Raw genomic sequence first — 25559 nt, 5'->3', positions numbered from 1 at the left:
GCCGCCCGCAGTACCGGCACCCCGCGACGAGGCGCCCACTGGCAAAGGTAGTGCACGGCAGCCGCCGACACCCACCTCGGGTGTCACGAGGATCACGGCAAAGATCGGTGGACACGGTGTGACTTTGCCGCGACTTTGAGAACACAATGGTCATCAGGACCCGTGCGGCGCCACCGCGCCACGAGCTCAGGGTCCGGACTGGGAGCACCGGGGCGCCAGCCCCTCGGAAGTGCTCATGACGAGATAAAGAGGTTGCTGGTGGCTTCGCACGACGAGACCCGACCGCTCATCAACGGTCTGCTCAGCCAGGTACCGGACATCGACCCCGCCGAGACAGGTGAGTGGGTCGAGGCGCTGGACGGCCTGATCGACGAGCGTGGCGGACCCCGCGCCCGATACGTCCTGCTCAACCTGCTCAAGCGGGCGCGCGAGCGCAACGTCGCCGTCCCGACGTCGCTCAACACCCCCTACGTCAACACCATCGGTGTCCACGAGGAGCCCTACTTCCCGGGCGACGAGGTCATGGAGCGGCGCTACCGCTCGTGGATCCGCTGGAACGCCGCCGTCATGGTGACGCGCGCGCAGCGTCCCTCGGTCGCCGTCGGCGGGCACATCTCGTCGTACGCCTCCGTCGCGACGCTCTACGAGGTCGGCCTCAACCACTTCTTCCGTGGCAAGGACCACCCGGGCGGCGGCGACCAGGTCTACTTCCAGGGCCACGCCTCCCCCGGTGTCTACGCGCGCGGCCTCCTCGAGGGTCGTCTGGACGAGCACCAGCTCGACGGCTTCCGCCAGGAGATGTCGCACCCGGGCGGCGGCCTGCCGTCCTACCCGCACCCGCGCCTCGCCCCCGAGCTGTGGGAGTTCCCCACGGTCTCGATGGGCCTCGGCCCGGCCTCGGCGATCTACCAGGCATGGACCAACCGCTACCTGCACGAGCGCGGCATCAAGGACACGTCCCAGCAGGACGTCTGGGCCTTCCTCGGCGACGGCGAGATGGACGAGCCGGAGAGCCGCGGCATGCTGCAGCTCGCCGCGCAGCAGCAGCTCGACAACCTCACGTTCGTGGTCAACTGCAACCTGCAGCGCCTCGACGGGCCGGTCCGCGGCAACGGCAAGATCATCCAGGAGCTCGAGGCGCAGTTCCGCGGCGCCGGCTGGAACGTCATCAAGGTCATCTGGGGCCGCGAGTGGGACGTCCTGCTCAACGCCGACAAGGACCGCGCGCTCGTCAACCTCATGAACCAGACGCTCGACGGCGACTACCAGACGTTCAAGGCGAACGACGGTGCGTACGTCCGTGAGCACTTCTTCGGTCGCGACCCGCGCACCAAGGCGCTCGTCGAGAACATGACGGACGACGAGATCTGGGAGCTCAAGCGCGGCGGCCACGACTACCGCAAGATCTACGCGGCGTACTCCGCGGCACGCGCCCACACGGGCCAGCCGACGGTCATCCTCGCGCACACCGTCAAGGGCTACGGACTCGGCTCCGGCTTCGCTGGTCGCAACTCGACGCACCAGATGAAGAAGCTCAAGAACGAAGAGCTCAAGGCGCTGCGCGACTCGCTGCACATCCCGATCACGGACGAGCAGATCGACGCCGAGCCCTACCTGCCCCCGTACTACAACCCGGGACCCGAGGACCCGACGGTCCAGTACATGCTCGAGCGCCGCCGCGCGCTCGGCGGGTTCGTCCCCGAGCGTCGCGAGAAGTACGAGCCGCTCAACCTCCCGGGCGACAAGACGTACGAGCTCCTCGCGAAGGGCTCCGGCCAGCAGGAGGTCGCCACGACGATGGCGCTCGTCCGGCTGTTCAAGGACCTCGTCAAGGACAAGGAGATCGGCAAGCGCATCGTGCCGATCATCCCCGACGAGGCGCGCACGTTCGGTCTCGACTCGATCTTCCCGAGCGCGAAGATCTTCAACACGCTCGGGCAGAACTACCGCGCGGTCGACGCCGACCTCATGCTCTCCTACAAGGAGTCCGAGGCCGGGCAGATCATGCACACGGGCATCAACGAGGCAGGCTCGGCCGCTGCGTTCCAGGCGGTCGGTACGTCGTACGCGACCCACGGCCAGCCGCTGATCCCGTTCTACTTCTACTACTCGATGTTCGGGTTCCAGCGGACGGGCGACCAGTTCTGGGCCGCAGGCGACCAGCTCACGCGCGGCTTCCTCGTCGGTGCCACGGCTGGCCGCACCACGCTCACGGGCGAAGGGCTCCAGCACGCTGACGGCCACTCGCCACTGCTCGCCGGCACCATGTCGCACGTCGTGCACTACGACCCCGCGTACGGGTACGAGATCCGCCACATCGTGCGCGACGGCCTGGAGCGCATGTACGGCGAGGGCGACCGGGACCCGAACGTCATCTACTACCTCACGGTCTACAACGAGCCGATGCAGCAGCCGGCCGAGCCGGAGAACGTTGACGTCGAGGGCATCCTTCGCGGCATCCACCGCATCCACGAGGCGCAGGGAGAGGGGCCGCGGGCGCAGATCCTCGCGTCCGGTGTCGGCGTGCTGTGGGCGCTCGAGGCAGCCAAGCTGCTTGCCGAGGACTGGGGGGTCCAGGCGGACGTCTGGTCCGTGACGAGCTGGCTCGAGCTGCGCCGCGACGGCCTGGCCGTCGACGAGCACAACTTCCTCAACCCGGGAGCGGAGAAGAAGGTCGCGTACCTGACCACCAAGCTCCAGGGTGCGGAGGGGCCGTTCATCGCGACGAGCGACTACGACAAGCTCGTGACCGACCAGATCCGCAAGTGGGTCCCGGGCGACTACGACGTGCTGGGCGCCGACGGCTTCGGCTTCTCGGACACCCGTGCCGCCGCTCGCCGCCACTTCAAGATCGACGGTCCGTCGACCGCGGTCCGCGTCCTCCAGTCGCTCGCTGCTCGCGGCGCGGTCGCGCCCGACGCTGCAGCACAGGCGATCGCGAAGTACAGCCTGCACGACGTGCGCGCTGGCACGTCCGGCACGGCGGGTGGCGACTCCTGACCGGTCGGACCCACCGATGACGAAGACCCCGTCACCCGATTCCGGGTGACGGGGTCTTCGTCGTTCAGGTCCGAGGGAGGAAGAGTGTCAGGCTCCCCCGCCGACGCCCGACTCGCTCATCGCGATCTTCGTGCGCAGCTCGGCGGTGATCCGCTCGACAGCCTCCTGGTCAGTTGCGAGGGCGAGCGACTCGAGGTGATGCTTGGCCTCGCCGAGCCTGCCAGCGTCGAGCGCCGCGAGGATCAGCTGGCGCCCCGCCTCGACGGTGTGCTCACGAGGACGCCAGTGCCCGACGCCGAGGCCGCTCGCCTCGGTCGCGTGGCCGGACTCGCGGAGCATGACGATCGCGGCTGTGAGCCCGTCACCGGACGAGTCGCGCTCCGCTGCGGTCGCGAGGCGGCGCATCGCCCCCTCGAAGTCCTCGTCGATCGACAGCCGCGCGAGCTCGATGAGCGGGTACCAGGCGCGCGGGTTGCCGGCCAGCTCCTCGGCGAGCGCCCAGACCGCCAGGTCGCCCTGACGGCGACGCTCGTCCTGGTAGCTCTCGTCCACGTGCTCGGCGGCGAGCGGGTCCTCGTGGTGCCCGGTCGACGCCGCGCGCTGGCGGACGATCTCGACGAGCGCGCGGAAGGCGCGCTCGTTGTTCGGGTCGTCGGTCAGCATCGCGCGGAGCGCGTCCTCGTGCGGCCGGTCGCCCGGCCGTGCAGCAGTGGTCGGGCGACGCGTCCCCACGGTCGAGGCGGAGGTCGTCTTCCTCATGAGCTGGCGGAGCTTGGGCAGGAGACTCATGAACCCACCTTAGGCGTCTCTTGACGATTCCTCACCCGGCGAGCCGGATCCTGATACCTCCTGCATCTTCCGTGATTTGTGCGTTCCCCACAATCCAGGGCCGTATGCTCGACCCATGAGCCGTGCTACCCCCGCGCAGGACCGCGTCGATCCAGCGACGGCTGCCACCCCGGCCGCACCTGAGGTCGAGGACGACGAGCACCTCCGGCGCGTCCGTGCGGGCACAGGTCTCCTCACGAAGGCCGCGCTCAAGCAGCTCGACGCCGAGCTGTCCTGGTACCGCGACCTCCCTGCCGAGGACAAGTCGTGGATCGTCCTCGTCGTGCAGTCCGCGATCGCCTCGTTCGTCGCTTGGTACGAGGAGCCGACGGGCGCACCGAGCGGCGTCTCCGAGATCTTCTCCGCAGCCCCGCCGGAGCTCACGCAGTCGATCTCCCTGCAGCACACGCTCCAGCTCGTCCGCGTGATCGTCGACGTCGTCGAGGCGTACTCGGACGAGCTCGCGGTCCCGGGTGCCGAGCGCGACCTGCGAGAGGCCGTCCTGCGGTACTCGCGCGAGGTCGCGTTCTCCGCCGCCGAGGTGTACGCACGTGCGGCCGAGATGCGCGGCGCGTGGGACGCGCGCCTCGAGGCCCTCGTCGTCGACGCGCTCATGCGGGGCGAGTCCGACGACGCGGTGCGCTCGCGCGTCGCCGCGCTCGGCTGGTCCGGGTCCGCGCACGTCCTGGTCATGGTCGGCACGACGACGGAGCAGCTCGACGAGGTGCGCGCGGCCGAGCTGCGCCGCGCGACGCGTCGCGTCGTCGACGACTCCCTCGTCGGCATCCAGGCGAACCGCATCGTCCTCGTCCTCGGCGGCGGGCCGGACCTCGTCGAGGCTGCACGCTCGCTCGTCCCGCGCTTCGGCCCTGGTCCGGTCGTGCTCGGGCCCGTCGTCGGCGGCATCGGCGAGGCCGGCCGTTCCGCGACGGCGGCGCTCGCCGGGCTCGCGGCCGCGGCCGCATGGCCGCAGGCCCCTCGGCCGGTCCAGGCGGACGACCTGCTTCCCGAGCGCGTCCTCATCGGCGACCTGAGCGCGCGCCGCACGCTCGTCGAGCAGGCCTACACGCCGCTCGCAGGCAGCGCGGGCGCGACGCTCGAGACGCTGTCGGCATACCTCGGCACAGGTCGGTCTCTCGAGGCTGCGGCCCGCAGCCTCTACGTCCACCCGAACACGGTCAGGTACCGCCTGCGCAAGGTCGCGGAGCTGACCGGGTGGGACCCGCTCGACGCGCGCGAGTCCTTCGTCCTGCAGGTCGCGCTCGCCCTGGGCGAGCTCGTCCGGGCGGACGCCACCCACGCATGAGCCGTTGTAGGTTCCTCACAAGTTCGTTTCCCGAGCTTCGTGCGCGTCGTGACGCCCGGGGCCGTCTCGTGGAAGGCAAGGTTGACGGGTGATCGCAGTACTGTGCCCAGGACAGGGCTCCCAGACCCCCGGCATGCTCGCCCCCTGGCTCGAGCTGCCCGGTGTCGGTGACCGTCTCGCCGAGCTCTCGGAGGCGGCGAAGGTCGACCTCCTCGCGCACGGAACGGTGAGCGACGCCGACACCATCCGGGACACGGCCGTCGCACAGCCGCTCATCGTCGCGAGCTCGCTCCTCGCGTTCCGCGAGGTCCTCGCAGACCGCTCCGCAGCCGACGTCGTCGACGTCACCGCGGGGCACTCCGTGGGCGAGCTGACTGCCGCGGCGGTCGCGGGCGTGCTCGACGACGCCGGCGCCGTCGGGCTAGTCGCGCACCGCGCCCGCGCGATGGCCGCCGCGGCCGCTGCGGTCCCGACCGGCATGAGCGCCGTCGTCGGCGGCGACCCGGACGACGTGCTCGCTGCGATCGCGGCCGCGGGCCTCTTCCCCGCCAACGTCAACGGTGGCGGCCAGGTCGTCGCCGCGGGCTGCCCGGACGGTCTCGCCCGCCTCACCGCGAACCCGCCGGCACGCGCTCGGGTCATCCCGCTCCAGGTCGCGGGCGCGTTCCACACGACGTTCATGCAGAGCGCCCTCGACGCGTTCGCGCCCGTCGCGGCCGCCTGGCCCGCACGCGACCCGCAGCTCACGCTGCTGACCAACGCAGACGGCACCGCATACGGCTCGCGCGGAGCGGGAGCGTACGGTCACGGCACGGGGACGGACGTCCTCGAACACCTCGTCGCACAGATCGTCGCGCCCGTGCGGTGGGACCTCTGCCAAGAGACGCTGGGGGCGCTCGGCGCCACCGCCGTGCTCGAGCTCGCACCCGGCGGCGTCCTGACCGGCCTCGCGAAGCGCTCGCTCAAGGGGGTCGAACTGCTCGCGATCAAGACGCCCGACGACCTCGACGCGGCGCGCGACCTCGTCACGCGGCACTCCGCCACCCCTGCCACCACCACCGAGGAGACCACGGCGTGACTCAGCTCAAGCAGGCGACCGGACCGCAGTTCTCGCGCATCCTCGCGATCGGCGGGGTACGCGGCGACGCCGTCGTCACGAACGACGACATCGCCGGCCCGATCGACTCGTCCGACGAGTGGATCCGCCAGCGCACCGGCATCGTCACGCGCCGCCGCGCGACCGGCGACGTCGACGTGCTCGACCTCGCGACCGCCGCCGCCGAGGACGCCCTCGCGCACGCAGGCCTCACCGGCGCCGACATCGACGCCGTGATCCTGTCGACCGTCACCTACTTCGCGCAGACGCCCGCAGGCGCCGCGATCGTCGCCGACCGCATCGGTGCCACCCCGGCCGCCGCCTACGACATCTCGGCCGCGTGCGCCGGATACTCGTACGGGATCGGTCAGGCCGACGCGCTCGTCCGCTCCGGCGCGGCCCGCCACGTGCTCGTGATCGGCGCCGAGAAGATGAGCGACTTCATCGACCCGACCGACCGTTCCATCTCGTTCCTGCTCGGCGACGGCGCAGGCGCAGCGATCGTCGGCCCGTCCGACTTCCCCGGCATCGGACCGACGGTGTGGGGCTCCGACGGCTCGAAGGCCGCGACGATCGGCCAGACGCTGAGCTGGCAGGAGTTCGCCGCCACCGAGGACGCGCCGTGGCCGACGCTCCGCCAGGACGGCCCGTCCGTCTTCAAGTGGGCCGCCTTCCAGATGGCACCGGTCGCGCTGCGCGCGATCGAGGCCGCTGGCCTCACCCCCGCAGACATCGACGTGTTCGTCCCGCACCAGGCCAACATGCGGATCATCGACCAGATGATCAAGCAGCTCGGCCTCCGCGAGGACGTCGTCGTCGGCCGGGACATCGAGGACACGGGCAACACGTCCGCCGCCTCGATCCCGCTCGCGACCGAACGGCTCATCCGGGAGGGCACCGCCAAGACCGGTCACGTGCTGCTCCAGATCGGCTTCGGTGCCGGCCTCGTCTACGCGGCCCAGGTCGTCATCGTCCCCTGACTCTCAGTCCACCCAGCTTCACCCACACCCAACCAAGGAGAACACCCATGGCTCACACCGAGAACGAGGTCCTCGCCGGGCTCGCCGAGATCGTCGCCGAGGAGACGGGTCTGCCGGCAGACACCGTCACCGCCGAGAAGTCCTTCACCGACGACCTCGACATCGACTCCCTGTCGATGATGACGATCGTCACGCACGCCGAGGACAAGTTCGGCGTCACCATCCCCGACGACGAGGTCAAGAACCTCACGACCGTGGGCGACGCCGTCTCGTTCATCACGAACGCACAGGCCTGAGCCTCCCGGTCCCACCGGACACCGTGCCGGTCGGCGCGTGCGCTCGCGCCCGCCGACCGGCGCCGCCGCACCGCGGCCCCTCCCCACCCGACAGGAGTCACCATGACCACCGTTCCCGACGTCGTCGTCACCGGCCTCGGTGCCACCACGCCTCTCGGCGGTGACGTGGCCTCCACGTGGCAGGCCGCCCTCGCTGGCCAGTCCGGCGCTCGGACCTTCGAGAACGACTGGGCCGAGAAGTACGGCATGCCCGTCAACTTCGCTGCGACGATCAAGGTCGCGCCCGAGGAGGTCCTCGCGCGCCCCGAGCTCAAGCGGATGGACCCGTCCACGCAGTACGCGATCATCGCGTCGCGCGAGGCGTGGGCTGACGCTGGCATCACCGACATCGACCACGACCGTCTCGGCACGGTCGTGTCGTCGGGCATCGGTGGCATCTGGACCACGCTCGACGCGTGGGACACGCTCCGCGAGAAGGGCGCACGCCGCGTCCTGCCGATGACCGTGCCCATGCTCATGCCGAACTCGCCGACGGCGTTCGTGTCTCTCGAGCTCGGCGCCCGTGCCGGTGCGCACGCGCTCGTGTCGGCGTGCGCGTCCGGCGCCGAGGCCATCGCGTACGGCGTCGAGATGATCCGCTCGGGTCGTGCTGACGTCGTCGTCGCAGGCGGCACCGAAGCGACGATCCACCCCATGCCCATCTCGGCGTTCGCCGCGTCGCGGACGCTGTCGCTGCGCAACGACGACCCCGCAGGCGCGTCGCGCCCGTACGACGTCGCGCGGGACGGCTTCGTCATCGGCGAGGGCGCGGCCGTCGTCGTGCTCGAGTCCGCGGCTCACGCTGCGGCCCGCGGCGCCCGCGTCTACGGGCGCATCGCCGGACTCGGCCTCACGGCCGACGGCTACCACATCACGTCCCCCGAGCCCTCGGGTGCGGGACAGATCCGCGCGATGCAGGCCGCGCTCGAGGACTCGGGCGTCTCCGCCCAGGACGTCGTGCACGTCAACGCCCACGCGACGTCGACCGTCGTCGGCGACCTGATCGAGGCGCGCTCCGTGCGCGGCGTGCTCGGGGCGGACGCGGACCACGTGGCGCTGTCCGCGACGAAGTCCATGACCGGGCACCTCCTCGGCGGCGCCGGCGCTCTCGAGACGGTCTTCACCGTCCTCGCCCTGCACGAGCGCACCGCTCCCCCGACGATCAACGTCTCGAACCCCGACCCCGAGCTCGTCCTCGACCTGGTGCGCGACACCCCGCGCGACCTGCCGTCTGGCGACGTCGCGGCGATCAACAACTCGTTCGGCTTCGGTGGGCACAACGTCGCGCTGGTCGTGACGTCAGCCTGAGCCAAGCGGTACGACGAAGGGCGCCTCCCGTCGGGGAGGCGCCCTTCGTCGTGCTCTGGGAAGCGGTGCGGAGCCGGGTCAGCCGACGCGGTGGAGCCAACGCACGGGGGCGCCAGCGCCGGCGAACCGGAACGGCTCGAGCTCGTCGTCCCACGACTGCCCGAGCGCGAGGTCGAGCTCCTGCTTCATGCGCTCGGCGTCGCCGGCGTGCGCGAGGGCGGCACGGACACGGTCCTCCGGCACGACGATGTTGCCGTGGACGTCCGTCGCCGCATGGAAGATGCCGAGCTCAGGCGTGTGGCTCCAGCGAGACCCGTCGACGCCGCGGCTCGCTTCCTCGGTGACCTCGTAGCGCAGGTGCGTCCAGCCGCGCAGCGCGGACGCGAGCTTGGCACCGGTACCTGACGGCGCCTGCCACGAGTGCTCGGCGCGGAGCATGCCAGGGGCAGCGGGCTGCTCAGTCCAGTCCATCGACACGCGCGTGCCGAGGACGTTGGACGCCGCCCACTCCATGTGCGGCACCAGCGCGCGGGGCGCCGAGTGCACGAAAAGTACACCGCGGGTGATCGAACCAGCCATGTTGTTCCTCCCAGAGTCGAGGTTCGTCTTCCCCAACGGCCTCTGACCTGCAGGAACGGGTGTTCGCGCGGCGTGCAGCTTCCATCATGCCCCATGACGGCGGCAAAGGCGAGGCCCGGCGCCCGCCGAAGCGGCGCGCCGGGCCTGCCTGCCGTGCGTCAGAGCTGCTCGCGCAGGGCGCGCATCGCCTTCTTCCGCACCGAACGCTCGAGGCGGTCGATGTACAGGTGGCCGTCCAGGTGGTCGACCTCGTGCTGGAGGCACCGGGCCATCAGCTCGGTCCCCTCGACGACGACCGGGTTGCCGTCCAGGTCGATGCCCTCGACCTTGGCGTACCAGGCGCGCTTGGTCGGGTACCAGAGCCCCGGCACGGACAGGCAGCCTTCGTCGCCGTCCTGGTACTCGTCCTCGGAGAGGTCCACGATCACCGGGTTGAGGATGTAGCCGATCTCGTCGTCGATGTTCCACGAGAAGGCCCGCAGGCTGACGCCGATCTGGTTCGCGGCCAGGCCGGCACGCCCCTCGTCGTCGACCGTCTCCACGAGGTCCTCGACCAAGCTGCGCACACGGTCGTCGATCGTCGTGATCGGGTCGCACGGCGTGCGGAGCACAGGGTCGGGAAGGATGCGGATCTCTCTCATGGCCATGAAGGCGATTGTTTCATGGATCGACCTGTGGTTTGCGGAGACGCGAGCCCGCTGCGACCGGACGAACCCCGACCAGGTCAGCCGCGCAGGAGGAGCCGCACGAGCAGCACACCCCCGCCGGCCGTCGCCCAGCTGACGAGGCTGCCGATGAGGAACTCCTCCGCCTTGGTCCCGTGGGCGCGGTCGGCGGAGATCTCCGGGAACCGGACGATCCCCTTGGCTGCGAGCACCGCGGCGATCACCGGAAAGGCGCCGGCAAGGCCCAGCGCGAGGACGAGCAGCCGCTCGAGCGGCCCGATCAGGCGGCCGCCCCGCAGAAGCGGCCCGGCGGCGTCGAGGGACGGCGCCCGCACGACCGCTGCGACGTCACGGCCACGGATGCTCAGCCGCCACCCGCCCTGTCCGCGCTCCGGGCGCGTCTGCGCTGCGCGCCCGGCAACGCCGTCGACGTCCTCTCGACGCGCCCGGGCGAGGGCCGCGCGCGTCACGACGTTGGCGGTCCGGGTCAGCGCGAGCACGACGGCGAGCACGCCGAGCGCGACCTCGACAGAGACGGCACCCGTCCCGGAGCCGAGCGACGTGCGCGCCCAGGCTCGCACGAACGGCCCGGTGAGCTCGCGCGTCGGCGCGAGGGCCCCGACGACGAGCACGACGGCGAGGACGAGCGCCGGCCACAGCCGGCGCGACTCCCCCGGCCCCTGCACGGGCATCGTGAGCGACCACGCTCCCGCGACCGCCGCAGCGCCGAGGGCCACCAGCAGCGGCACGCCGGCACCCAGGACGAGCGCTGCCGCGACGACGAGCACGGCCGCGCCGACCCACCACGCGCCGCGGCGGAGCGCCTGGACGGCCGGGACCTTGCGCACCAGGTCCGCGACGGCGACGAGCACGAGCACGGTCACGGCGATCATCGAGCAACCTCCTGCAGCAGGCGGAGCGACGCCGCGACCGCGGCACCGCCGGAGCGGCGGAGCGACTGCGAGACCGCGGGCTGCGTCACCCCGTGGGCGGCGGCGATCTCCGCCTGGGTCTGCCCGAGAGCGCTCGCCCCGGCGTACGCGCGTTGAGCAGGGGTCATGGCATCGAGCATGCGGTCCCGCAGCACGAGCTGCGAGGTGAGCAGCGCGTCAGCCTCGGGGTCCGGGGTGGACGAGACGTACCAGGTCCGGGTGTAGGGCGCGTCTGCGTCGGCACGTTCGTGGGCCTCGTCGATCGCAGCACGTGCGGCCCACCAGGCGGAGCCGTCCTGGATCGGCACTCCCGTGGCGCCCGGGGCGACGTCGCGGATCTCTCCACGCCCGATCCCCACGCGGACGTCGAGCCCGTCCGGGAGGAGGAGGCGGACCACACCGGCGGTCCACACGGCGTCGGCGAGCCGCGTCGCGACGGCCTGGAACTCGTCCCCGACGGTGGCCCAGAGCGGGACGTCGAGCGGGACGCGCTCCCCGGCTCGTGCGAAGGCCCGCTCGACGTCCTGCTGCGCGGCGGCGCGGTCGGCGAGGTCGCGAGAGCGGACGATGTCGACGATCAGGGCATATCGATCGCTTATCATCATGCCACTATAAGTGAATCGCTTATATCTGGCTAGATATAAGTTCTCACTGGCTCGGGATGTCACGCCTCCGCAACCCGACCAGCCCGGCACCGAACAGGACCGCAGCCACCCCCACGAGCAGCGCCACACCCCCGAGCTCCGGCGCACCACCCGGGAGGCTCGGCACGTGCTCGAAGGGAGACACCTTCAGCGCCCACGTCGGCAGCCCCAGCAGCCCGCCATACACGGACGCGACGAACGCGTACGCATACCAGGCCCACATCGCCGGAAGAAGCCGCGGAACCCACCCGAAGAGACAGGTCACCGCACCGACGAGCACGGCGATCGCCGGCACCTGCGCACACCCCGCCAGCAGGTGCCCGCCCAGCCCGACCGAGCCCGACCCGGTCATGGTCGCGCCGACCCACAGCCCCGTCGCCGAGAGCACGAGGAGCCCGACACCCGCGAGCGCGACGACAGCCAGGCGCGCGAGCATCCACCTGCTGCGGGCCACCGACGTCGCGAGCACGAGCTCGAGGTGTCCGTCCACCTCGTCGGCACGCGCTCCGGAAGCCATCGCGACGCAGCAGCCCGCCACGACGAGCGCGAAGAACTTCACCATGAGCGCGACGAAGGCCTCCGTGGCGCCGTCGGCTCCCCCGAGCGCCCGGGCGAGCGCCGGCATCTGCGCCGTCGCCTCCGCGACCGAGTCCACGAACGTCCCGGACGCAATCGCGAATGCCGCGACGCCGCAGGCCCACGCCGCGATCATCGCCCGCTGCAGTCGCCACGCGAGCCCGAAGGGCCCCGCGAGCCGCCGCGAGGCGCGCGGGCTCCCCGGTCGCGCCCGCAGCAGGCCCGCCCCCAGGTCTCTCCCGCGTCCGAGCGCGCCAGCGACGAGCAGCAGCACGAGCGTCAGAGCGAGCGACAGCAGCAGGGGCCACCACCGGAGATCGACGAACGCACGCACCTGCTGCGCCCAGCCGAGCGGCGACAACCACGACAGCGGGCCTCCGTGCGGGCGCTGGAGATCACCCGCCGCACGCAGGACGAACGCGAGACCCAGCGCCGCGATCGCCAGGCCGGTCGCGGCGCGACCGTGCTCGACCACCTGCGCCGCCACTGCTGCGACCGCGCCGAACACGACACCCGTGGCCGCGCCCGCGAGGCCCACGGCGAACGCGCCGCCCGCCGGCAAGCCGCTGATCACCAGACCCGCTCCGGTACCGAGGGCGATGACGGCGTTCACGGCGACCACGAGGACGAATGCCGCGACGAACGGCGCGTGACGCCCGACAGTGCCGGCGCGGACCAGCTCGGCGCGCCCGGTCTCCTCGTCGGTGCGGGTGTGCCGCACGACCGTCTGGATGCTCATGATCGCGAGCGCGACGAACATCATGAGCGCCAGCTCCCCGGCGACCATCGCACCGTGGGTGTAGTCGGCGGTGCCGTAGCCAGGGCCGGTGAGGATGACCGCTGCGGGGCTGCTCATGAGCGCCGCCCGGGCCTGCCTGTCCGCGACCGTGGGATAGACGCCCTGGAGGGCGACCGACATGGCCGTCCAGAGCCCGCACACCGCGCAGGTCCACACCGCCAGGCGAGCCCGGTCACGGTGCACGGCCAGACGCAGCACGGTACCGACCCCCGCGAGCGCGGGCCCCGCTCGCGGCGCCATCCTGACGGCGGCCGTCGTCGTCATCGGCGTGCCCGCAGGTCGCGGTCGATGCCCTCGTCTGGCTGGAGCTCGTCACCGTAGTGGCGCAGGAACAGCTCCTCGAGCGAGGGAGGCGCCACGGTGAGCGACTGCGGCTCGACCAGCGCGAGCCTCGAGAGCAGCGGTGCGAGCCCCGCGCCGTCGACCTGGAGCGTCGAACGGAAGGAGTCCCGGTGCCGCTCCGTCACGACGTCGTGGACGCCGTCGAGCGCCGCAAGCCCGGCAGGTTCGACGACGGTGACGGCCGTGACGGTCGAACGGGTCAGGTGCCGCAGCTCCGCGAGCGTGCCGGACTCGGCGGTCCGCCCCGCGCGCACGATCGTCACGGTGTCGCATAGCTTCTCGACCTCGGCGAGGATGTGGCTCGACAGCAGGACGGACGCACCACGCTGCGTCGCCTCCCGCACGCAGGTCGCGAACTGCGCCTCCATCAGCGGGTCGAGCCCTGAGGTGGGCTCGTCGAGCACGAACAGCTCCGCATCGACCGCGAGCGCCGCGACGAGAGCAACCTTCTGCCGGTTGCCCTTCGAGTACGTCCGCACCTTGCGCGACGGGTCGAGGTCGAAGCGCTCGAGCATCTCCTCGCGCCGAGGCGCCCGGTCGTACCCCCGGAGCCGGACGAGCAGGTCGATCACCTCGCCACCCGTCAGGCTCGGCCACAGGTTGACGTCCCCCGGGACGTAGGCCACCCGGTGGTGCAGCGCGACCGCGTCCCGCCACGGGTCCGCGCCGAGCACCTCGATGCTCCCGCCGTCCGCGCGGAGCAGACCCATGACGATCCGCAGCGTCGTCGACTTTCCCGCGCCGTTCGGGCCGAGGAACCCCGTCACCGCGCCCTTGCGCACGGTCAGGTCGAGGGCGTCGAGGGCGGTCGTCCGTCCGAAGGACTTGGTCAGGCGGCGGATCGCGACGACGTCGTCGTCTCCGTCGCGAGGTGCACTCTCCATGGGAACCCCGCTCGCCGGTGCGGTCGCGTCGCGACCGCCTCACTGTCGAGGCTAGGGGCCAGACGCCGAGGGTGTCACCCTCTCGCTCCAGGGCCCGGCGGCTCTAGCATCTCCTCATGAGCGCATCGTGCGAGCCGTCGTGACGACGGCGCACGTCGCGGACGCCCGAACCGGCTCGGGCGAGGCTCGTCCCGCTCGCCACGGCGGGCGGATCCGTGGTCTCGACGGGCTGCGCGCGCTCGCCGTCCTCGCGGTCATCGCCTACCACCTGTGGCCTGACGTCGTCGTGGGAGGCTTCCTCGGCGTCGACGTCTTCTTCGTCGTCAGCGGGTTCCTCATCACCACCCTGCTGGTGCGGCAGATGAGCAGCACCGGCCACCTCGACCTTCCCGACTTCTGGAAGCGCCGCGCCCGCCGGCTGCTGCCCGCTCTCGTCACCGTCCTCGTCGTCGCCACCGTCGCCGCGCGGCTCGTCGAGAAGGACCTCCTCGTCGGCGTGCGCCGGCAGTGGCTCGGCGCGCTCACGTTCTCGACGAACTGGCTCGAGATCGGTGCGGGCACGAGCTACTTCGATGCGACCGCCCCCGAGCTGTTCCAACCGTTCTGGTCGCTCGCGATCGAGGAGCAGTTCTACCTGCTGTGGCCCCTCGCCCTCCTCGGACTGGTGCTGCTCGCGGCGCGCCTGCACCACCGTGCGGGGGCGCGCGCCATGGCGCTCCTCGTCGCGGCCGGGGCGGTCGCGAGCGCTGTCGCCATGGCAGCGGCCTACACGCCGGGGGACGATCCGACGCGTGTCTACTACGGCACAGGCACACACCTCTTCGGGCTGCTCGTCGGCGCCTCCGCGGCGATCGCGGTGACCGGGAACCTCCGCATCCCGTCCCAGGGGTCCTGGGCGCGCACGCTCCCGTTCGCGGGGCTCGGCGTGCTCGTGGTCCTCGGCGCCACGATGGCGGCCGACGCCGCGTGGGCCTACCGCGGCGGCATCGCCGTCGGCTCCCTCGCGGCCCTGGCGCTCGTCCTCGCGTGCGCGCACGAACGCCCTCCCAGCCTCCTGCGTGCGCTCGAGCTGCGGCCCGTCGGATGGGTCGGTGAGCGCTCGTACGGCCTGTACCTGTGGCACTGGCCCGTCATCCTCGTCGTGCGCGAGGCCTTCGGTGACGCTCCCGGCAGCGCGCTGTGGTGGCGCGTCCCGCTCGTCGCTCTCGTCGTCACGTTCGCGCTCGCCGCCGCGAGCCACCGGTTCATCGAGACGCCCGTGCGGCGTGACGGCTTCCGCGCCGTGGCGCGGCACGTGCTCGCCGCCGTGCGCGGTCCACGTCCGCTCGCTCGCGTCGCGGCGGTCGTCGTCGCGACGCTCATCCTCGCTGCGGTGGTCTCGGTCGCGACCGCACCGCGGGTCTCGTCGACGCAGGCCGCGATCGAGGCCGCGCTGCAGGAGATCGCCGACCGCGAGGCCGCGCCCGCGGACGACCCGACCGACGCACCGTCGGCCGGCCCCACGCAGGAGCCCTCGGCCGATCCCTCTCACGAGCCGACACAGGGAACGGGCAGCACGCCCACGAAGAAGCCCAGCACGAAGATCGACGGCGCCGACGTCATCGCGTTCGGCGACTCCGTCCTCTCAGCCGCCGCGCCGACCCTCTACGACGAGTTCCCCCAGATCTCGATCGACGCCAAGCCGATCCGCCAGTGGGCCGACGCCCCGGCGCGCGTCCGCGCGGCCAAGAAGAAAGGACGGCTGCGCCCGGTGGTGCTGCTCAACTTCGGGACCAACGGCGGCCTCGAGGACGACACCGCGCTCGCGGCGCTCGACGAGACGCTCGACCTCATCGGGCCAGACCGGCAGGTGATCATCTACACGATCGTCGGCGTCAGCTACTGGGTGGACGACGCGAACGCCGCGCTCGTCGAGCGGGTCGCGGGCCGTCCCAACGTCCACGTCGTCGACTGGCACGAGCACGTCACCGAGCACCCGGGGCTGTTGCACGCCGACCGCACGCACCCGAACATGACAGGTGTCGTGGCCTACGCCGACCTGTTGCGCAAGCAGCTCAAGGCCCTCGTGGCGTAGCTCCGGACGCCGCGCCGCGCGCACTGCAGAGCGACCGGGACGCGGTCGAGCGACCGGCCCCGTGCGCGCGGCCGACGTGGAACGACGAAGGCCCGGAATCCTGAGGATTCCGGGCCTTCTGACGCTCCCGCGACTGGACTCGAACCAGTGACCGTCCGATTAACAGTCGGATGCTCTGCCAACTGAGCTACGCGGGATCGCGCTTGTTCGCCGTGACGAACGAGAAGAACTCTACCAGGATCGGAAGGGTGCTTCGAACCACTCAGAGGGGCAGGCCGACCGCCTCGCGGACCCTCGTCTCGGCGGCTGTGACCAGGGCGGCCGTCGCCGGGTCGTCGAGCCGGACGTAGCCGTCGCCGAGCACCTCGGAGAAGAGACCGTCGGTCTCGTCACGCCGCACCACGACGCGCACGGCCCCGCCCTGAGGCAGCTTGATGGTCTCCGCGTGGACGACCGACGACTGCACGCGCTCCCGGAACGTCCGGGCGAACGCCTGAGGCTTGTCGTCCGTCAGGGTGATGACCGTGTCCGGTGCACCGTCGACCCAGGTGATCGTCAGCTGCGCGCTCTGCGCGTCGAGCGCCCCGTGATCGACGTCGCACCACCGGCGCACGACGACGTCCTCACCGAAGGCGAGCACGAGCCGGTGCGGCGTCGCGACGGCCCAGCCCTCGCCCGGCTCCCCCGCGCCGCGCGCGACCTGCGCGCCGGCGAGTGCACGCTCGTGCGCGTGCTGACGTGCCAGCCTGTCGTGCTCGGCACGGTGGCCGCGGCTCAGAAGTCCCATGGCCCCACGCTAGCGCGCCGCGCCGTGCGGGACGGACCTGCCCCACCCGGTAGATTGTCCCGCGGACCCGCAGGGTCCTAGGGGCGTTAGCTCAGTCGGTCAGAGCAGCGGACTCATAATCCGTCGGTCCTGGGTTCAAGCCCCAGACGCCCCACGTGATGCTCACTGTCGTCGACCCGGCGCACACGGATGCGCTCGTCGCCTTCCTCCGCGAGATGGACCTGACGCTCAGCGGCCTCGACGCCCCGGACGTACGGCTGTGGGTCGAGCACGAGGGCGACGACGTCGTCGGTGCTACCGGTTACGAGCTCTCGCTCGACGGGCGTCACGCGCTGATCCGCAGCGTCGCCGTCCGACCAGACCGGCGCACGGCCGGGCGTGGGAGCCGCCTCGCCCGCTTCGCCCTCGAGCAGGCCGCCGCGGAGGGCGCGACGACCGCGTGGCTGTTCAGCCGCCGTTCGGGGCCGTTCTGGCAGTCGCTCGGCTTCGAGCCGGCCGACCGCGACCGGCTCGCGGAACTCCTCGCAGACACGTGCCAGGTACGTCTCTTCCGCCAGACCGGACAGCTCGACCGCGAGGTCGCCTGGTCGCGCCCCCTGCCCTAGGAGGTCAGTCGCCCTGGTCGAGCGAGCGCAGCTCGCGGCGCTGCGCCTCGATGCCGAGCAGCTCCGCGAAGATCGCCTGGTACCCGTCGGGGTCGGCCTGCGCGTCCGTACGCTGGAGCGCTGAGCGCAGGTCGGCGATGCGCCGCGTGTACTGCATCTCGACGAGCGACCGGACGACGCCGCGCACGTAGTCCTCGACAGCCGATTCCCGGTCCTCCGGGAGCGGTGCGACCGCGAGCTCGTTGACGATCCCGGCCACCGGAGCGGAGGCCTCCTCGAGGACGCGGGCGACCCAGTGGGCCGGATCCTTCGTCGTCTGCACACCGCCGGCAGCACGGATCGCCTCGTGCACCGCGCGCCAGGCAGGTACGGAGAACGCGTCGGCGCCGAGCTCGTCGAACTCGGGCGGGACGGAGCCTGGGTGCTGCAGCACCGCCTCGAGGACCTCGCGCTCAAGACGGGCGACGGGGTCGGTGCGGTCGGGACGCGAGAAGGCGCCCGGGGCGCGCTCGGCCGGGTAGGCCTCACGCGACGGTGCGGCGTGGCGGCCCGGCTCGCCGTCGGGCCGTGCCTGCCTCTCCCCCGGGCCCTGCGCGACGCGCTGGCCCGCCTGCTGCGCCGAGCCGACGGCACGACGCACGGTCTCGCCGTCCATGCCGAGCCATCCGGCGAGCATCCGGGTGTACTCCGGCTTGAGCGCGGAGTCGCGGATGCTCGCGACGGCGGGCGCCGCGGCGCGCAGCGCGCCGACACGGCCCTCAGCGGTACTGAGGTCGAACGTCGCGAGCGTCGTGCGGATGACGAACTCGAACAGCGGCTGCCGCGCGTCGACGAGGGCACGCACCGCCTCGGGGCCGCGTGCGAGCCGCAGCTCGCACGGGTCCATGCCGCTCTTCTCGACCGCGACGAACGTCTGCGCGTAGAAACGCTGGTCCTCCGCGAACGCGCGCATCGCGGCCTTCTGCCCGGCGGCGTCGCCGTCGAACGTGAAGATGATCTCGCCGCCCGTCGAGCCACCACCCGCCAGCTGGACGCCCGACCCGGCCGACGTGTCGCCGACGAGGCGGCGCACGACCCGCACGTGGTCGCTGCCGAACGCCGTGCCGCACGTCGCGACGGCGGTGCCGACGCCAGACAGGTGCGCCGCCATGACGTCCGTGTACCCCTCGACGACGACGACCCGCTTCGTCTTCGCGATCTCGCGCTTTGCGAGGTCGAGGCCGTACAGCACCTGCGACTTCTTGTAGACGGCAGTCTCGGGGGTGTTGAGGTACTTGGGGCCCTGGTCGTCGTCGAACAGGCGCCGCGCGCCGAACCCGATGACTTCGCCCGTCACGTCGCGGATCGGCCAGATGAGACGCCCGCGGAACCTGTCGTAGACGCCGCGGTTGCCCTGGGACACGAGGCCCGCTGCGAGCAGCTCAGCTTCCGAGAAGCCCTTGGCACGCAGGTGCGTGAGCAGCGCGCTCCAGCCCTGCGGTGCGTAGCCGACGCCGAACGTCTCGGCCGCGGCGCGGTCGAAGCTGCGCTGCGCGAGGAACTCGCGCGCGACCGTCGCGCCCGGCGAGAAGAGCTGCTCCGCGTAGAACTGCGCGGCGGTACGGTTCGCCTCGATGATGCGCTGGCGCTTACCCGGCTCCTCCGAGCGGCGCGGCCCGCCGCCCTCCTCGTAGCGCAGCTGGATGCCGACGCGCTGCGCGAGGTGCTCGACCGCCTCCGTGAACCCGAGACCGTCGATCTTCTGGACGAACGAGATGACGTCGCCGCCCTCGTTGCACCCGAAGCAGTGCCAGCGGCCCACCTGCGGCCGCACGTGGAAGGAGGGGGTGCGCTCGTCGTGGAAGGGGCAGAGACCCTTCATCGAGCCGACGCCCGCCGTCTTGAGCGTGACGTACGAGCCCACGATCTCGTCGATGCGTGCCCGCTCGCGGACCGCGTCCACGTCCTCGCGCTTGATGAGACCTGCCACGCCCCGAGTCTAGGGCGTCGGGGCGGCCGTCAGAGCCGCCGCGCAGGCTGTCAGAAGGCCGGGCCCACGAGCCGCGCGTACCACTTGCTCGCACTCACGTCCGTGAGCGAGGAGACCTGGTCGACGACGACGCGCAGCCGGGCCGCGTCGTCGTCCGCCGCGCGCCAGTCGGCGGCGAACGACGGCTCGAGAGCCGTCGGTGCACGCTCGAGCAGCACCTCGACGAGCGAGGTGAGGAGCTGCCGCTGCGCCTGGTAGAGCGGCTCCGACTCGCGCGGCGCCATGACGTACGCGACCGCGACGCCCTTGAGCACGAGGATCTCCGCGACCGTGTCGTCGGGCACGACGAGGCTCGCCCCGTACCGGGTGAGCGGCCCGTCGCCGTACTCCGCGCGCGTCGCGCGGTGAGCGGCCTTGCAGAACCGGCCGATGAGCTGGCTCGTCGCGTTCTTGAGCTGGGCGAGCGAGCGGCGCGACCCGTCGAAGTCATGCAGCCACAGGTCCGCGGCGTCGAGGCGGGAGATCGCAGCGTCGAGCTCGTCCTCGGTGAACCTGGTGCCGTACCAGGTGGTGAGCGCGTCGATGACGCGCGACCGCTCGTCGTCGTCGCGCGTGAGCGACAGGTCGACCTTGCCGCCGACGATCGCGTCCTCGACGTCGTGCACCGAGTACGAGATGTCGTCGGCCAGGTCCATGACCTGCGCCTCGAGGCACTTCGTGCCCTCGGGCGCGCCCTCGCGCAGCCACTCGAACACGGGCAGGTCGTCGGGGTAGACGCCGAACTTGTGGCTCAGCCGGCCCTGCGGCCCCTCCCAGAGGCGCCACGGATACTTCACCGACGCGTCGAGGCTCGCACGCGTGAGGTTGAGGCCGACCGCCTCGCCGTCGTCCGTGAAGACCTTCGGCTCGAGGCGTGTGAGCAGCCGGAGCGTCTGGGCGTTGCCCTCGAAACCGCCGATGTCCTTCGCGACGGCGGCGAGCGCACGCTCGCCGTTGTGCCCGAACGGGGGGTGGCCGAGGTCGTGCGCGAGGCATGCGGTGTCGACGACGTCGGGGTCGCAGCCGAGCTGTTTCCCGAGCTCGCGGCCGACCTGCGCGACCTCGAGGGTGTGCGTCAGCCGGGTGCGGATGAAGTCGTCGCTCGACGGCCCGAGCACCTGCGTCTTGGCGCCGAGGCGACGGAGCGCAGCAGAGTGCACGAGACGAGCGCGGTCACGCTCGAACGGGGTGCGCGCCTTGCTCTTGGGCGGCTCGGGCACCCAGCGCTCCATGTCGGCAGGCGCGTAACCAGGCTGCGGGGCGGGATCTGACACGGCGTAAGCCTAGTCCAGCCGCCCGCGCAGCCCGTGGCTGCTCATCGCAGCCTCCACACCCCGACCGCCGGCCCGTCGCCCGGGACGACGACGCACGTCGCGCCGTCGCGCTCCGTGACCGTGAGGTCCGCGCTGCCGTAGAGCGTCGCGGCCGTGCCTGCGGGCACGGCGAGGCGCAGCTCGGCACCTGCCCACGGGGCGCGCGCGACGACGACGAGGAGCGCCTCGTCGGTCGTCTCGCGGACATAGCCCACGGCGTCGTCCTCCGTGAGGACCCAGCGCAGCGAACCTTCGCGCAGCGCACGGTGCTCGGCGCGCAGGCGCGCCAAGGTGCGGTAGCGCTCATGGATGACGTCGTCCCGACGGTCTGGGCTGTCCCACGGCATCGGGACGCGCGAGTGCTCGCCTGTCGTGCCCGTGAGCCCGAGCTCGTCGCCCGCGAACATCGCGGGGACGCCGAGGTACGTGAACAGGAGACCGGCGGCGACCTCCTGCATCTCGCGAGAGCCGACGACCGTGCGGATGCGCGGGGTGTCGTGCGAGCCGAGCATGTTCCACTGGTTCAGCAGGACCTGCCACGGGACGGCGGCGTCGAAGTCGCGCATCTCGGCGACCATCTGAGCACCGGTGCGGCGCGGCATCGCGAGCCCTTCGACACCCATGTACCGGATGCCGTTGTCCGGCGCGGCGAGCCACGTCCACACCGGGTTCGAGAACGCCGTGTAGTTCATGTTGCCGTGCCACGTCTCGCCGGACAGGTCGCCCCGCGCGTCGTGGAAGTGCTCGCTGATGAGCGCGGCGTCGGGGTTCACCTCGGCGAGCGTCGCGCGCAGGCGACGGCCGACGTCCTCGTTGTGGTCCTCGTCGGCGTACCGACCGGTCATGTTGGCGACGTCGACGCGCCACCCGTCGAGCGACCAGGGTGCTTCGAGCCATCTGCCGATGACCGAGCGAGGTCCGTCGATCAGGCGCGGGCCGAGCTCCGGCGACGCGAAGTTGAGCTTCGGCAGGTTGCTGTGCCCGAGCCAGCTCGCGTAGCCGGGTCCCCCGTCGATCCAGTAGTAGAAGTCGCGCTCGGCGCAGCTCTCGTCGGTGCGGGCGCGGTGGAACCACTCGTGTCCCTCGCCCGTGTGGTTCGTCGTAATGTCGCCCATGATCCGCATGCCGCGGGAGTGCAGGGCCTCGCTGAGGCGCGCGAGCGCGTCGTCGCCGCCGAGCAGCGGGTCGACGTGGTCGAACGTCGACGCGTCGTACCGGTGCGCTGAGCGTCCCGGGAAGATGGGCGTGAGGTAGACCGTCGTCACGCCGAGGCCGGCGATGTGGTCGAGGTGCTCGATCACGCCGTCGAGGTCACCGCCGTAGAGCTGCTTGCCGGTGCGGGCGCCGTGCGCGGCAGGCTCGTCGTCCCACGTGGCGGGCTCGGCCCAGTCCGGCAGCGGGCGCGCGTCTGCGGCGGCGGACCGCGCGAAGCGGTCCGGGAACACCTGGTAGACGACGGCGTGGTGGAGCCACGCGGGCGCGGGAGCGGCGGTCGTGATGCGGAAGTCGTTCTCGTCCGTCACGCCACGGTCGCGGACCCCGCGGGCGTTGAGCCAGTGCACGTCGCCCGGCAGCACGAGAGCGAACCGGTAGCTCGTGACCGGGTTGTGCAGCGGGAGCTGCGCCTCGTACCAGTGGTCATGCTCGTCGCTGTGGGCGAGAGCGGTGCGCACCGTGCGGGGCTCGGCATCCTGGACGAAGCGCAGGAGCACGGCGGTCTCGCCGTAACCGCGCGGCACGCGCACGCGGACCGTGAGGATGGACCCGAGCTGGTAGGGGCCTTGCTGGACATAGATCTCGGAGCCGTCGTGGTGCGGGAGCGCCATGAGCGCCCCCGCACCACGGGTGGTGCGGTCGATCATCCCTTGACGGACCCCGCAGTGAGGCCGGAGACGATGTACTTCTGCAGGAAGAGGAACAGGATCACGACCGGGATAGCGGCGATGATCGCGCCTGCGGCGAACAGCGACCACGGCACGGCGCGCGGGTTGGACGCCCACTGGTAGAGGCCGACGGCGATCGTGAACTTGTCGTTCGCCTGCATGACGACCTTGGCGATGATGAAGTCGCCGTACGTCGCGACGAAGGACAGCAGCCCCACGACGGTGAGGATCGGCAGCACGAGCCGCAGGATGATCTGCCAGAAGATCTGCGCGTGCGTGCACCCGTCGAGCTTCGCCGCCTCGTCGAGCTCACGCGGGATCGTGTTGAAGAACCCGTACATGAGGAACGTGTTGCTCCCGAGCGAGCCGCCCAGGTAGATCGCGATGAGTCCGAGGACCTGGTTGAGGCCGATCAGCGGGAACACGTCGCCGAGCGAGAGCAGCAGCAGGAAGATCGCGACGAACGCGAGCATCTGCGGGAACATCTGGATGATCAGGAGAGACGTGAGCGCGCCGTGGCGCCCACGGAAGCGGAACCGGGAGAACGCGTAGGCGGCGGACGCCCCCATGAGGAGCGTGCCCAGCGCGGTGATCGTGCAGATGACGATCGAGTTCAGCGCCCACGACGGGAAGTCGGTCTCGGCGAAGAGCTTCGTGAAGTTGGCCAGGTCGATGTTCTGGAAGAGCTTGCTCGAGCCGCTGATGGAGCCGCCCGGGTTGAGCGACGTCGACAGCGCGAAGACGAGCGGGAACACCGCGTAGATGATCAGCGCGACCGCGACGACGTGCCGCCAGCCGATCTGCCGCCACCAGAGCTGTCCCTTGGGGCGCGTGTCGCGGTACTGGACGGGGGTGCCGGGAGCCGAGGTCTGGAAAGCCATGTCAGTTGATCTCCTCGAGCGAGCGGGTCTTGCGGAACCCGATGTAGGACACGATCCCCACGATCAGGAAGATGATGATGGACATGGCGCTCGCGAGCCCGTAGTCCTTCGCACCGCCACCTTCGATCGCGATCTTGTACACGGTCGAGATGAGGATGTCCGTCGATCCGAGGCCGTACTCGTTGCCGACGTAGACCGGGCCGCCCTTGGTGAGCATGTAGATCAACGAGAAGTTGTTGAAGTTGAACGCGAAGCTCGCGATCAGCAGCGGCGTGACCGAGACGAGCAGCAGCGGGAGCGTCAGGCTGCGGAACACTCGCGCGGGGCCGGCGCCGTCGATGCGAGCCGCCTCGTTGATGTCGCTCGGGATGGACTGCAGGGCGCCGGTCGTGATCAGGAACATGTACGGGAACCCGAGCCACAGGTTGACGCCGATGATCGCGATCTTGGCGAGCCACGGGTCACCGAGCCAGTCGATGGAAGCGCCGCCGAGGAGCGTCTGGTTGATGAAGCCGTACGAGCGGTTGAGCATCCCGGCCCAGATGAGCGCGGAGAGGAAGCCCGGGAACGCGTACGGGAGGATCAGGAGCGACCGGTAGATCTTGCGGCCGCGGACACGCTCGTCGTTGAACGTGATCGCGATGAAAAGCCCGAGCGCGAAGGTCGTCGCTACCGAGAGGAAGGCGAACGCGAAGGTCCAGGTGGCCGCCTTGAGGAACGGTCCCGAGAGGCGCTCCTCGGTGAACATGCGCGTGAAGTTGTCGAACCCGACCGAGACACGCCATCCGGGCGTCAGGGTCGTCCCGTCGGCGGCGGTGAACGACCCGTCGTCCTCGGCGAAGTAGACGACGCCCGTCTCGACGTGCGTCATCGTGTCCTCGGCGGCGTCGTACGCGAGGGCAGGCTGGTTGCGGAAGCCGTTGGCGCCGAAGTCGGTGCTGAGGCTGCCGCTCGTGGGGTCGGAGCTCCACGGGACGGTGATCACGCTGACGTCTTCGTCGAGGGTGAGCAGCCCGGCGAAGTCGACCGTCTCGAAGCCGGGGACGGACGCGATGCGCTGCGTCTTCTCTCCAGCCTGGACGACCTCGGCGTCGGGGTTCTCCTCGAGGGGGGTGTCCGCGCTGCCGATGAGGGCCTTGCCCTCGTCGACGATGCCGAAGTAGATCTCGCCGTCACGCTGGAGGACCGTGAGCGGGTAGGTGGGCGAGTCGGGGACACGCACCTGGTTGTACTGCTGCAGGCGCTCGATCGCCTGATCCTTGGTGAGCATGTGCCCGGTGCCGTAGTTCGTGAAGGCGACGTAGCCCGTGTAGCCCATGACGAAGACCTGGTACACGAGCAGGAACAGGAGCCCGGGGAGCAGGTACTTGAGCGGCACCATGCGGCGCGAGAAGTAGACCCAGTTGACGGCAGCGAGGCCGACGACGAGGGACACGACGATCGGCCAGTGCCCGATCGTGGTTGCTGTGATGATCCCGTAGACGCCGAGGGCGTCGACGAGCATCACGAGCAGGAGCTTCACGAGGAAGCCCTTGCCGATGTCACGGGCGTGGGACGTGGTGCCCCGACGCGGTGTCAGGTCGGGCGCTGACGCGACCGTGGACCCTGTCTCGGACAGGGCGCTTCGCTCACTCATTTGGGGTGCCTCCGTCGGGTGTCGCCTCACCGCGCCCACCGTTGTGTCACTTCAGTCTGCTCATGATGTGGAGCCCTCGCCACAGAGGCGAGGGCTCC

At 71.2% G+C, this 25559-nt stretch carries 21 protein-coding genes and 2 tRNA genes; 9 read left to right on the top strand and 14 right to left on the bottom strand.

What is annotated here, in order from left to right:
• Window positions 1–258 precede the first annotated feature (258 nt).
• Entirely contained in the window at window positions 259–3000 is a 2742-nt protein-coding gene (gene aceE / locus AC4F3Q_RS12005; RefSeq protein ID WP_491040163.1) for a pyruvate dehydrogenase (acetyl-transferring), homodimeric type, read from the top strand.
• Between the two features lie 87 nt (window positions 3001–3087).
• On the opposite strand, the gene AC4F3Q_RS12000 is transcribed toward aceE, so the two are convergent.
• Complete coding sequence (locus AC4F3Q_RS12000) at window positions 3088–3789, bottom strand: hypothetical protein (RefSeq protein ID WP_491040162.1); 702 nt, start codon at window positions 3787–3789, stop codon at window positions 3088–3090.
• A gap of 115 nt (window positions 3790–3904) precedes the next feature.
• Here AC4F3Q_RS12000 and AC4F3Q_RS11995 point away from each other — a divergent pair, with 115 nt between their 5' ends.
• The 5 genes from AC4F3Q_RS11995 (at window position 3905) to AC4F3Q_RS11975 (ending at window position 8853) form a co-directional block, all read left to right on the top strand.
• Complete coding sequence (locus AC4F3Q_RS11995; RefSeq protein WP_491040161.1) at window positions 3905–5134, top strand: PucR family transcriptional regulator; 1230 nt, start codon at window positions 3905–3907, stop codon at window positions 5132–5134.
• 88 nt (window positions 5135–5222) lie between these two features.
• Window positions 5223–6212, top strand: a complete 990-nt coding sequence (locus tag AC4F3Q_RS11990; RefSeq protein ID WP_491040160.1) for an ACP S-malonyltransferase — start codon at window positions 5223–5225, stop codon at window positions 6210–6212.
• Entirely contained in the window at window positions 6209–7210 is a 1002-nt protein-coding gene (locus tag AC4F3Q_RS11985) for a beta-ketoacyl-ACP synthase III (protein ID WP_491040159.1), read from the top strand. The genes AC4F3Q_RS11990 and AC4F3Q_RS11985 overlap by 4 nt, the downstream gene beginning before the upstream one ends.
• 47 nt (window positions 7211–7257) lie before the next feature.
• Window positions 7258–7506 (top strand): acyl carrier protein, encoded by a 249-nt coding sequence (locus AC4F3Q_RS11980; RefSeq protein ID WP_098456704.1) that lies wholly within the window; start codon window positions 7258–7260, stop codon window positions 7504–7506.
• A gap of 102 nt (window positions 7507–7608) precedes the next feature.
• A complete protein-coding gene (locus tag AC4F3Q_RS11975) occupies window positions 7609–8853 on the top strand; it encodes a beta-ketoacyl-[acyl-carrier-protein] synthase family protein (RefSeq protein ID WP_491040158.1) in 1245 nt (414 codons plus the stop codon).
• Between the two features lie 78 nt (window positions 8854–8931).
• On the opposite strand, the gene AC4F3Q_RS11970 is transcribed toward AC4F3Q_RS11975, so the two are convergent.
• The 6 genes from AC4F3Q_RS11970 to AC4F3Q_RS11945 all read right to left on the bottom strand — a co-directional run bounded on the left by AC4F3Q_RS11970 (window position 8932) and on the right by AC4F3Q_RS11945 (window position 14274).
• Window positions 8932–9432, bottom strand: a complete 501-nt coding sequence (locus AC4F3Q_RS11970; protein ID WP_168447181.1) for a DUF3145 domain-containing protein — start codon at window positions 9430–9432, stop codon at window positions 8932–8934.
• A 158-nt stretch (window positions 9433–9590) separates the two neighbouring features.
• Window positions 9591–10079, bottom strand: coding sequence for a peptide deformylase (def, locus tag AC4F3Q_RS11965; RefSeq protein ID WP_098456701.1), 489 nt, complete (start codon window positions 10077–10079; stop codon window positions 9591–9593).
• 77 nt (window positions 10080–10156) lie between these two features.
• Window positions 10157–10990: a hypothetical protein gene (locus AC4F3Q_RS11960; protein ID WP_491040157.1), complete on the bottom strand. Its 834-nt coding sequence runs from the start codon at window positions 10988–10990 to the stop codon at window positions 10157–10159.
• Window positions 10987–11631 (bottom strand): SatD family protein, encoded by a 645-nt coding sequence (locus tag AC4F3Q_RS11955; RefSeq protein ID WP_491040156.1) that lies wholly within the window; start codon window positions 11629–11631, stop codon window positions 10987–10989. Before AC4F3Q_RS11955 ends, AC4F3Q_RS11960 begins: the two co-directional genes overlap by 4 nt.
• Window positions 11632–11677: 46 nt before the next feature.
• Window positions 11678–13312, bottom strand: a complete 1635-nt coding sequence (locus tag AC4F3Q_RS11950) for an ABC transporter permease (protein ID WP_491040155.1) — start codon at window positions 13310–13312, stop codon at window positions 11678–11680.
• A complete protein-coding gene (locus AC4F3Q_RS11945) occupies window positions 13309–14274 on the bottom strand; it encodes an ABC transporter ATP-binding protein (protein WP_491040154.1) in 966 nt (321 codons plus the stop codon). Before AC4F3Q_RS11945 ends, AC4F3Q_RS11950 begins: the two co-directional genes overlap by 4 nt.
• A 127-nt stretch (window positions 14275–14401) precedes the next feature.
• Here AC4F3Q_RS11945 and AC4F3Q_RS11940 point away from each other — a divergent pair, with 127 nt between their 5' ends.
• A complete protein-coding gene (locus tag AC4F3Q_RS11940; RefSeq protein ID WP_491040153.1) occupies window positions 14402–16348 on the top strand; it encodes an acyltransferase family protein in 1947 nt (648 codons plus the stop codon).
• A 124-nt stretch (window positions 16349–16472) separates the two neighbouring features.
• Here the strand turns inward: AC4F3Q_RS11940 and AC4F3Q_RS11935 are convergent.
• Together AC4F3Q_RS11935 and AC4F3Q_RS11930 are read right to left on the bottom strand one after the other, a co-directional pair.
• Window positions 16473–16545: transfer RNA gene (locus tag AC4F3Q_RS11935), tRNA-Asn, on the bottom strand.
• A gap of 65 nt (window positions 16546–16610) precedes the next feature.
• Entirely contained in the window at window positions 16611–17135 is a 525-nt protein-coding gene (locus AC4F3Q_RS11930) for a hypothetical protein (protein WP_491040152.1), read from the bottom strand.
• 80 nt (window positions 17136–17215) lie between these two features.
• Between AC4F3Q_RS11930 and AC4F3Q_RS11925 the strand changes: the two genes are divergently transcribed.
• Together AC4F3Q_RS11925 and AC4F3Q_RS11920 are read left to right on the top strand one after the other, a co-directional pair.
• Window positions 17216–17289: transfer RNA gene (locus AC4F3Q_RS11925), tRNA-Ile, on the top strand.
• 4 nt (window positions 17290–17293) lie between these two features.
• Window positions 17294–17740, top strand: coding sequence for a GNAT family N-acetyltransferase (locus tag AC4F3Q_RS11920; protein ID WP_491040248.1), 447 nt, complete (start codon window positions 17294–17296; stop codon window positions 17738–17740).
• A 4-nt stretch (window positions 17741–17744) separates the two neighbouring features.
• Here AC4F3Q_RS11920 and dnaG read toward each other — a convergent pair whose 3' ends face one another.
• The 5 genes from dnaG to AC4F3Q_RS11895 all read right to left on the bottom strand — a co-directional run bounded on the left by dnaG (window position 17745) and on the right by AC4F3Q_RS11895 (window position 25461).
• Complete coding sequence (gene dnaG, locus AC4F3Q_RS11915) at window positions 17745–19709, bottom strand: DNA primase (RefSeq protein ID WP_491040151.1); 1965 nt, start codon at window positions 19707–19709, stop codon at window positions 17745–17747.
• 50 nt (window positions 19710–19759) lie between these two features.
• Window positions 19760–20980 carry a deoxyguanosinetriphosphate triphosphohydrolase gene (locus AC4F3Q_RS11910; RefSeq protein ID WP_491040247.1) on the bottom strand — a complete coding sequence of 407 codons (1221 nt, stop codon included), beginning with the start codon at window positions 20978–20980 and terminating at the stop codon, window positions 19760–19762.
• An 83-nt stretch (window positions 20981–21063) separates the two neighbouring features.
• Window positions 21064–22923, bottom strand: coding sequence for a glycoside hydrolase family 13 protein (locus AC4F3Q_RS11905; protein WP_491040150.1), 1860 nt, complete (start codon window positions 22921–22923; stop codon window positions 21064–21066).
• Complete coding sequence (locus tag AC4F3Q_RS11900; protein WP_491040149.1) at window positions 22920–23825, bottom strand: sugar ABC transporter permease; 906 nt, start codon at window positions 23823–23825, stop codon at window positions 22920–22922. Before AC4F3Q_RS11900 ends, AC4F3Q_RS11905 begins: the two co-directional genes overlap by 4 nt.
• 1 nt (window position 23826) lies before the next feature.
• Entirely contained in the window at window positions 23827–25461 is a 1635-nt protein-coding gene (locus AC4F3Q_RS11895) for an ABC transporter permease subunit (protein WP_491040148.1), read from the bottom strand.
• Between the last annotated feature and the right edge of the window lie 98 nt (window positions 25462–25559).

The sequence above is a fragment of the Flavimobilis sp. BM9 genome (assembly GCF_058313055.1).
The sequence above is the reverse complement of the archived record's forward strand: the minus strand, read 5'-3'. Positions and strand labels throughout refer to the sequence as shown.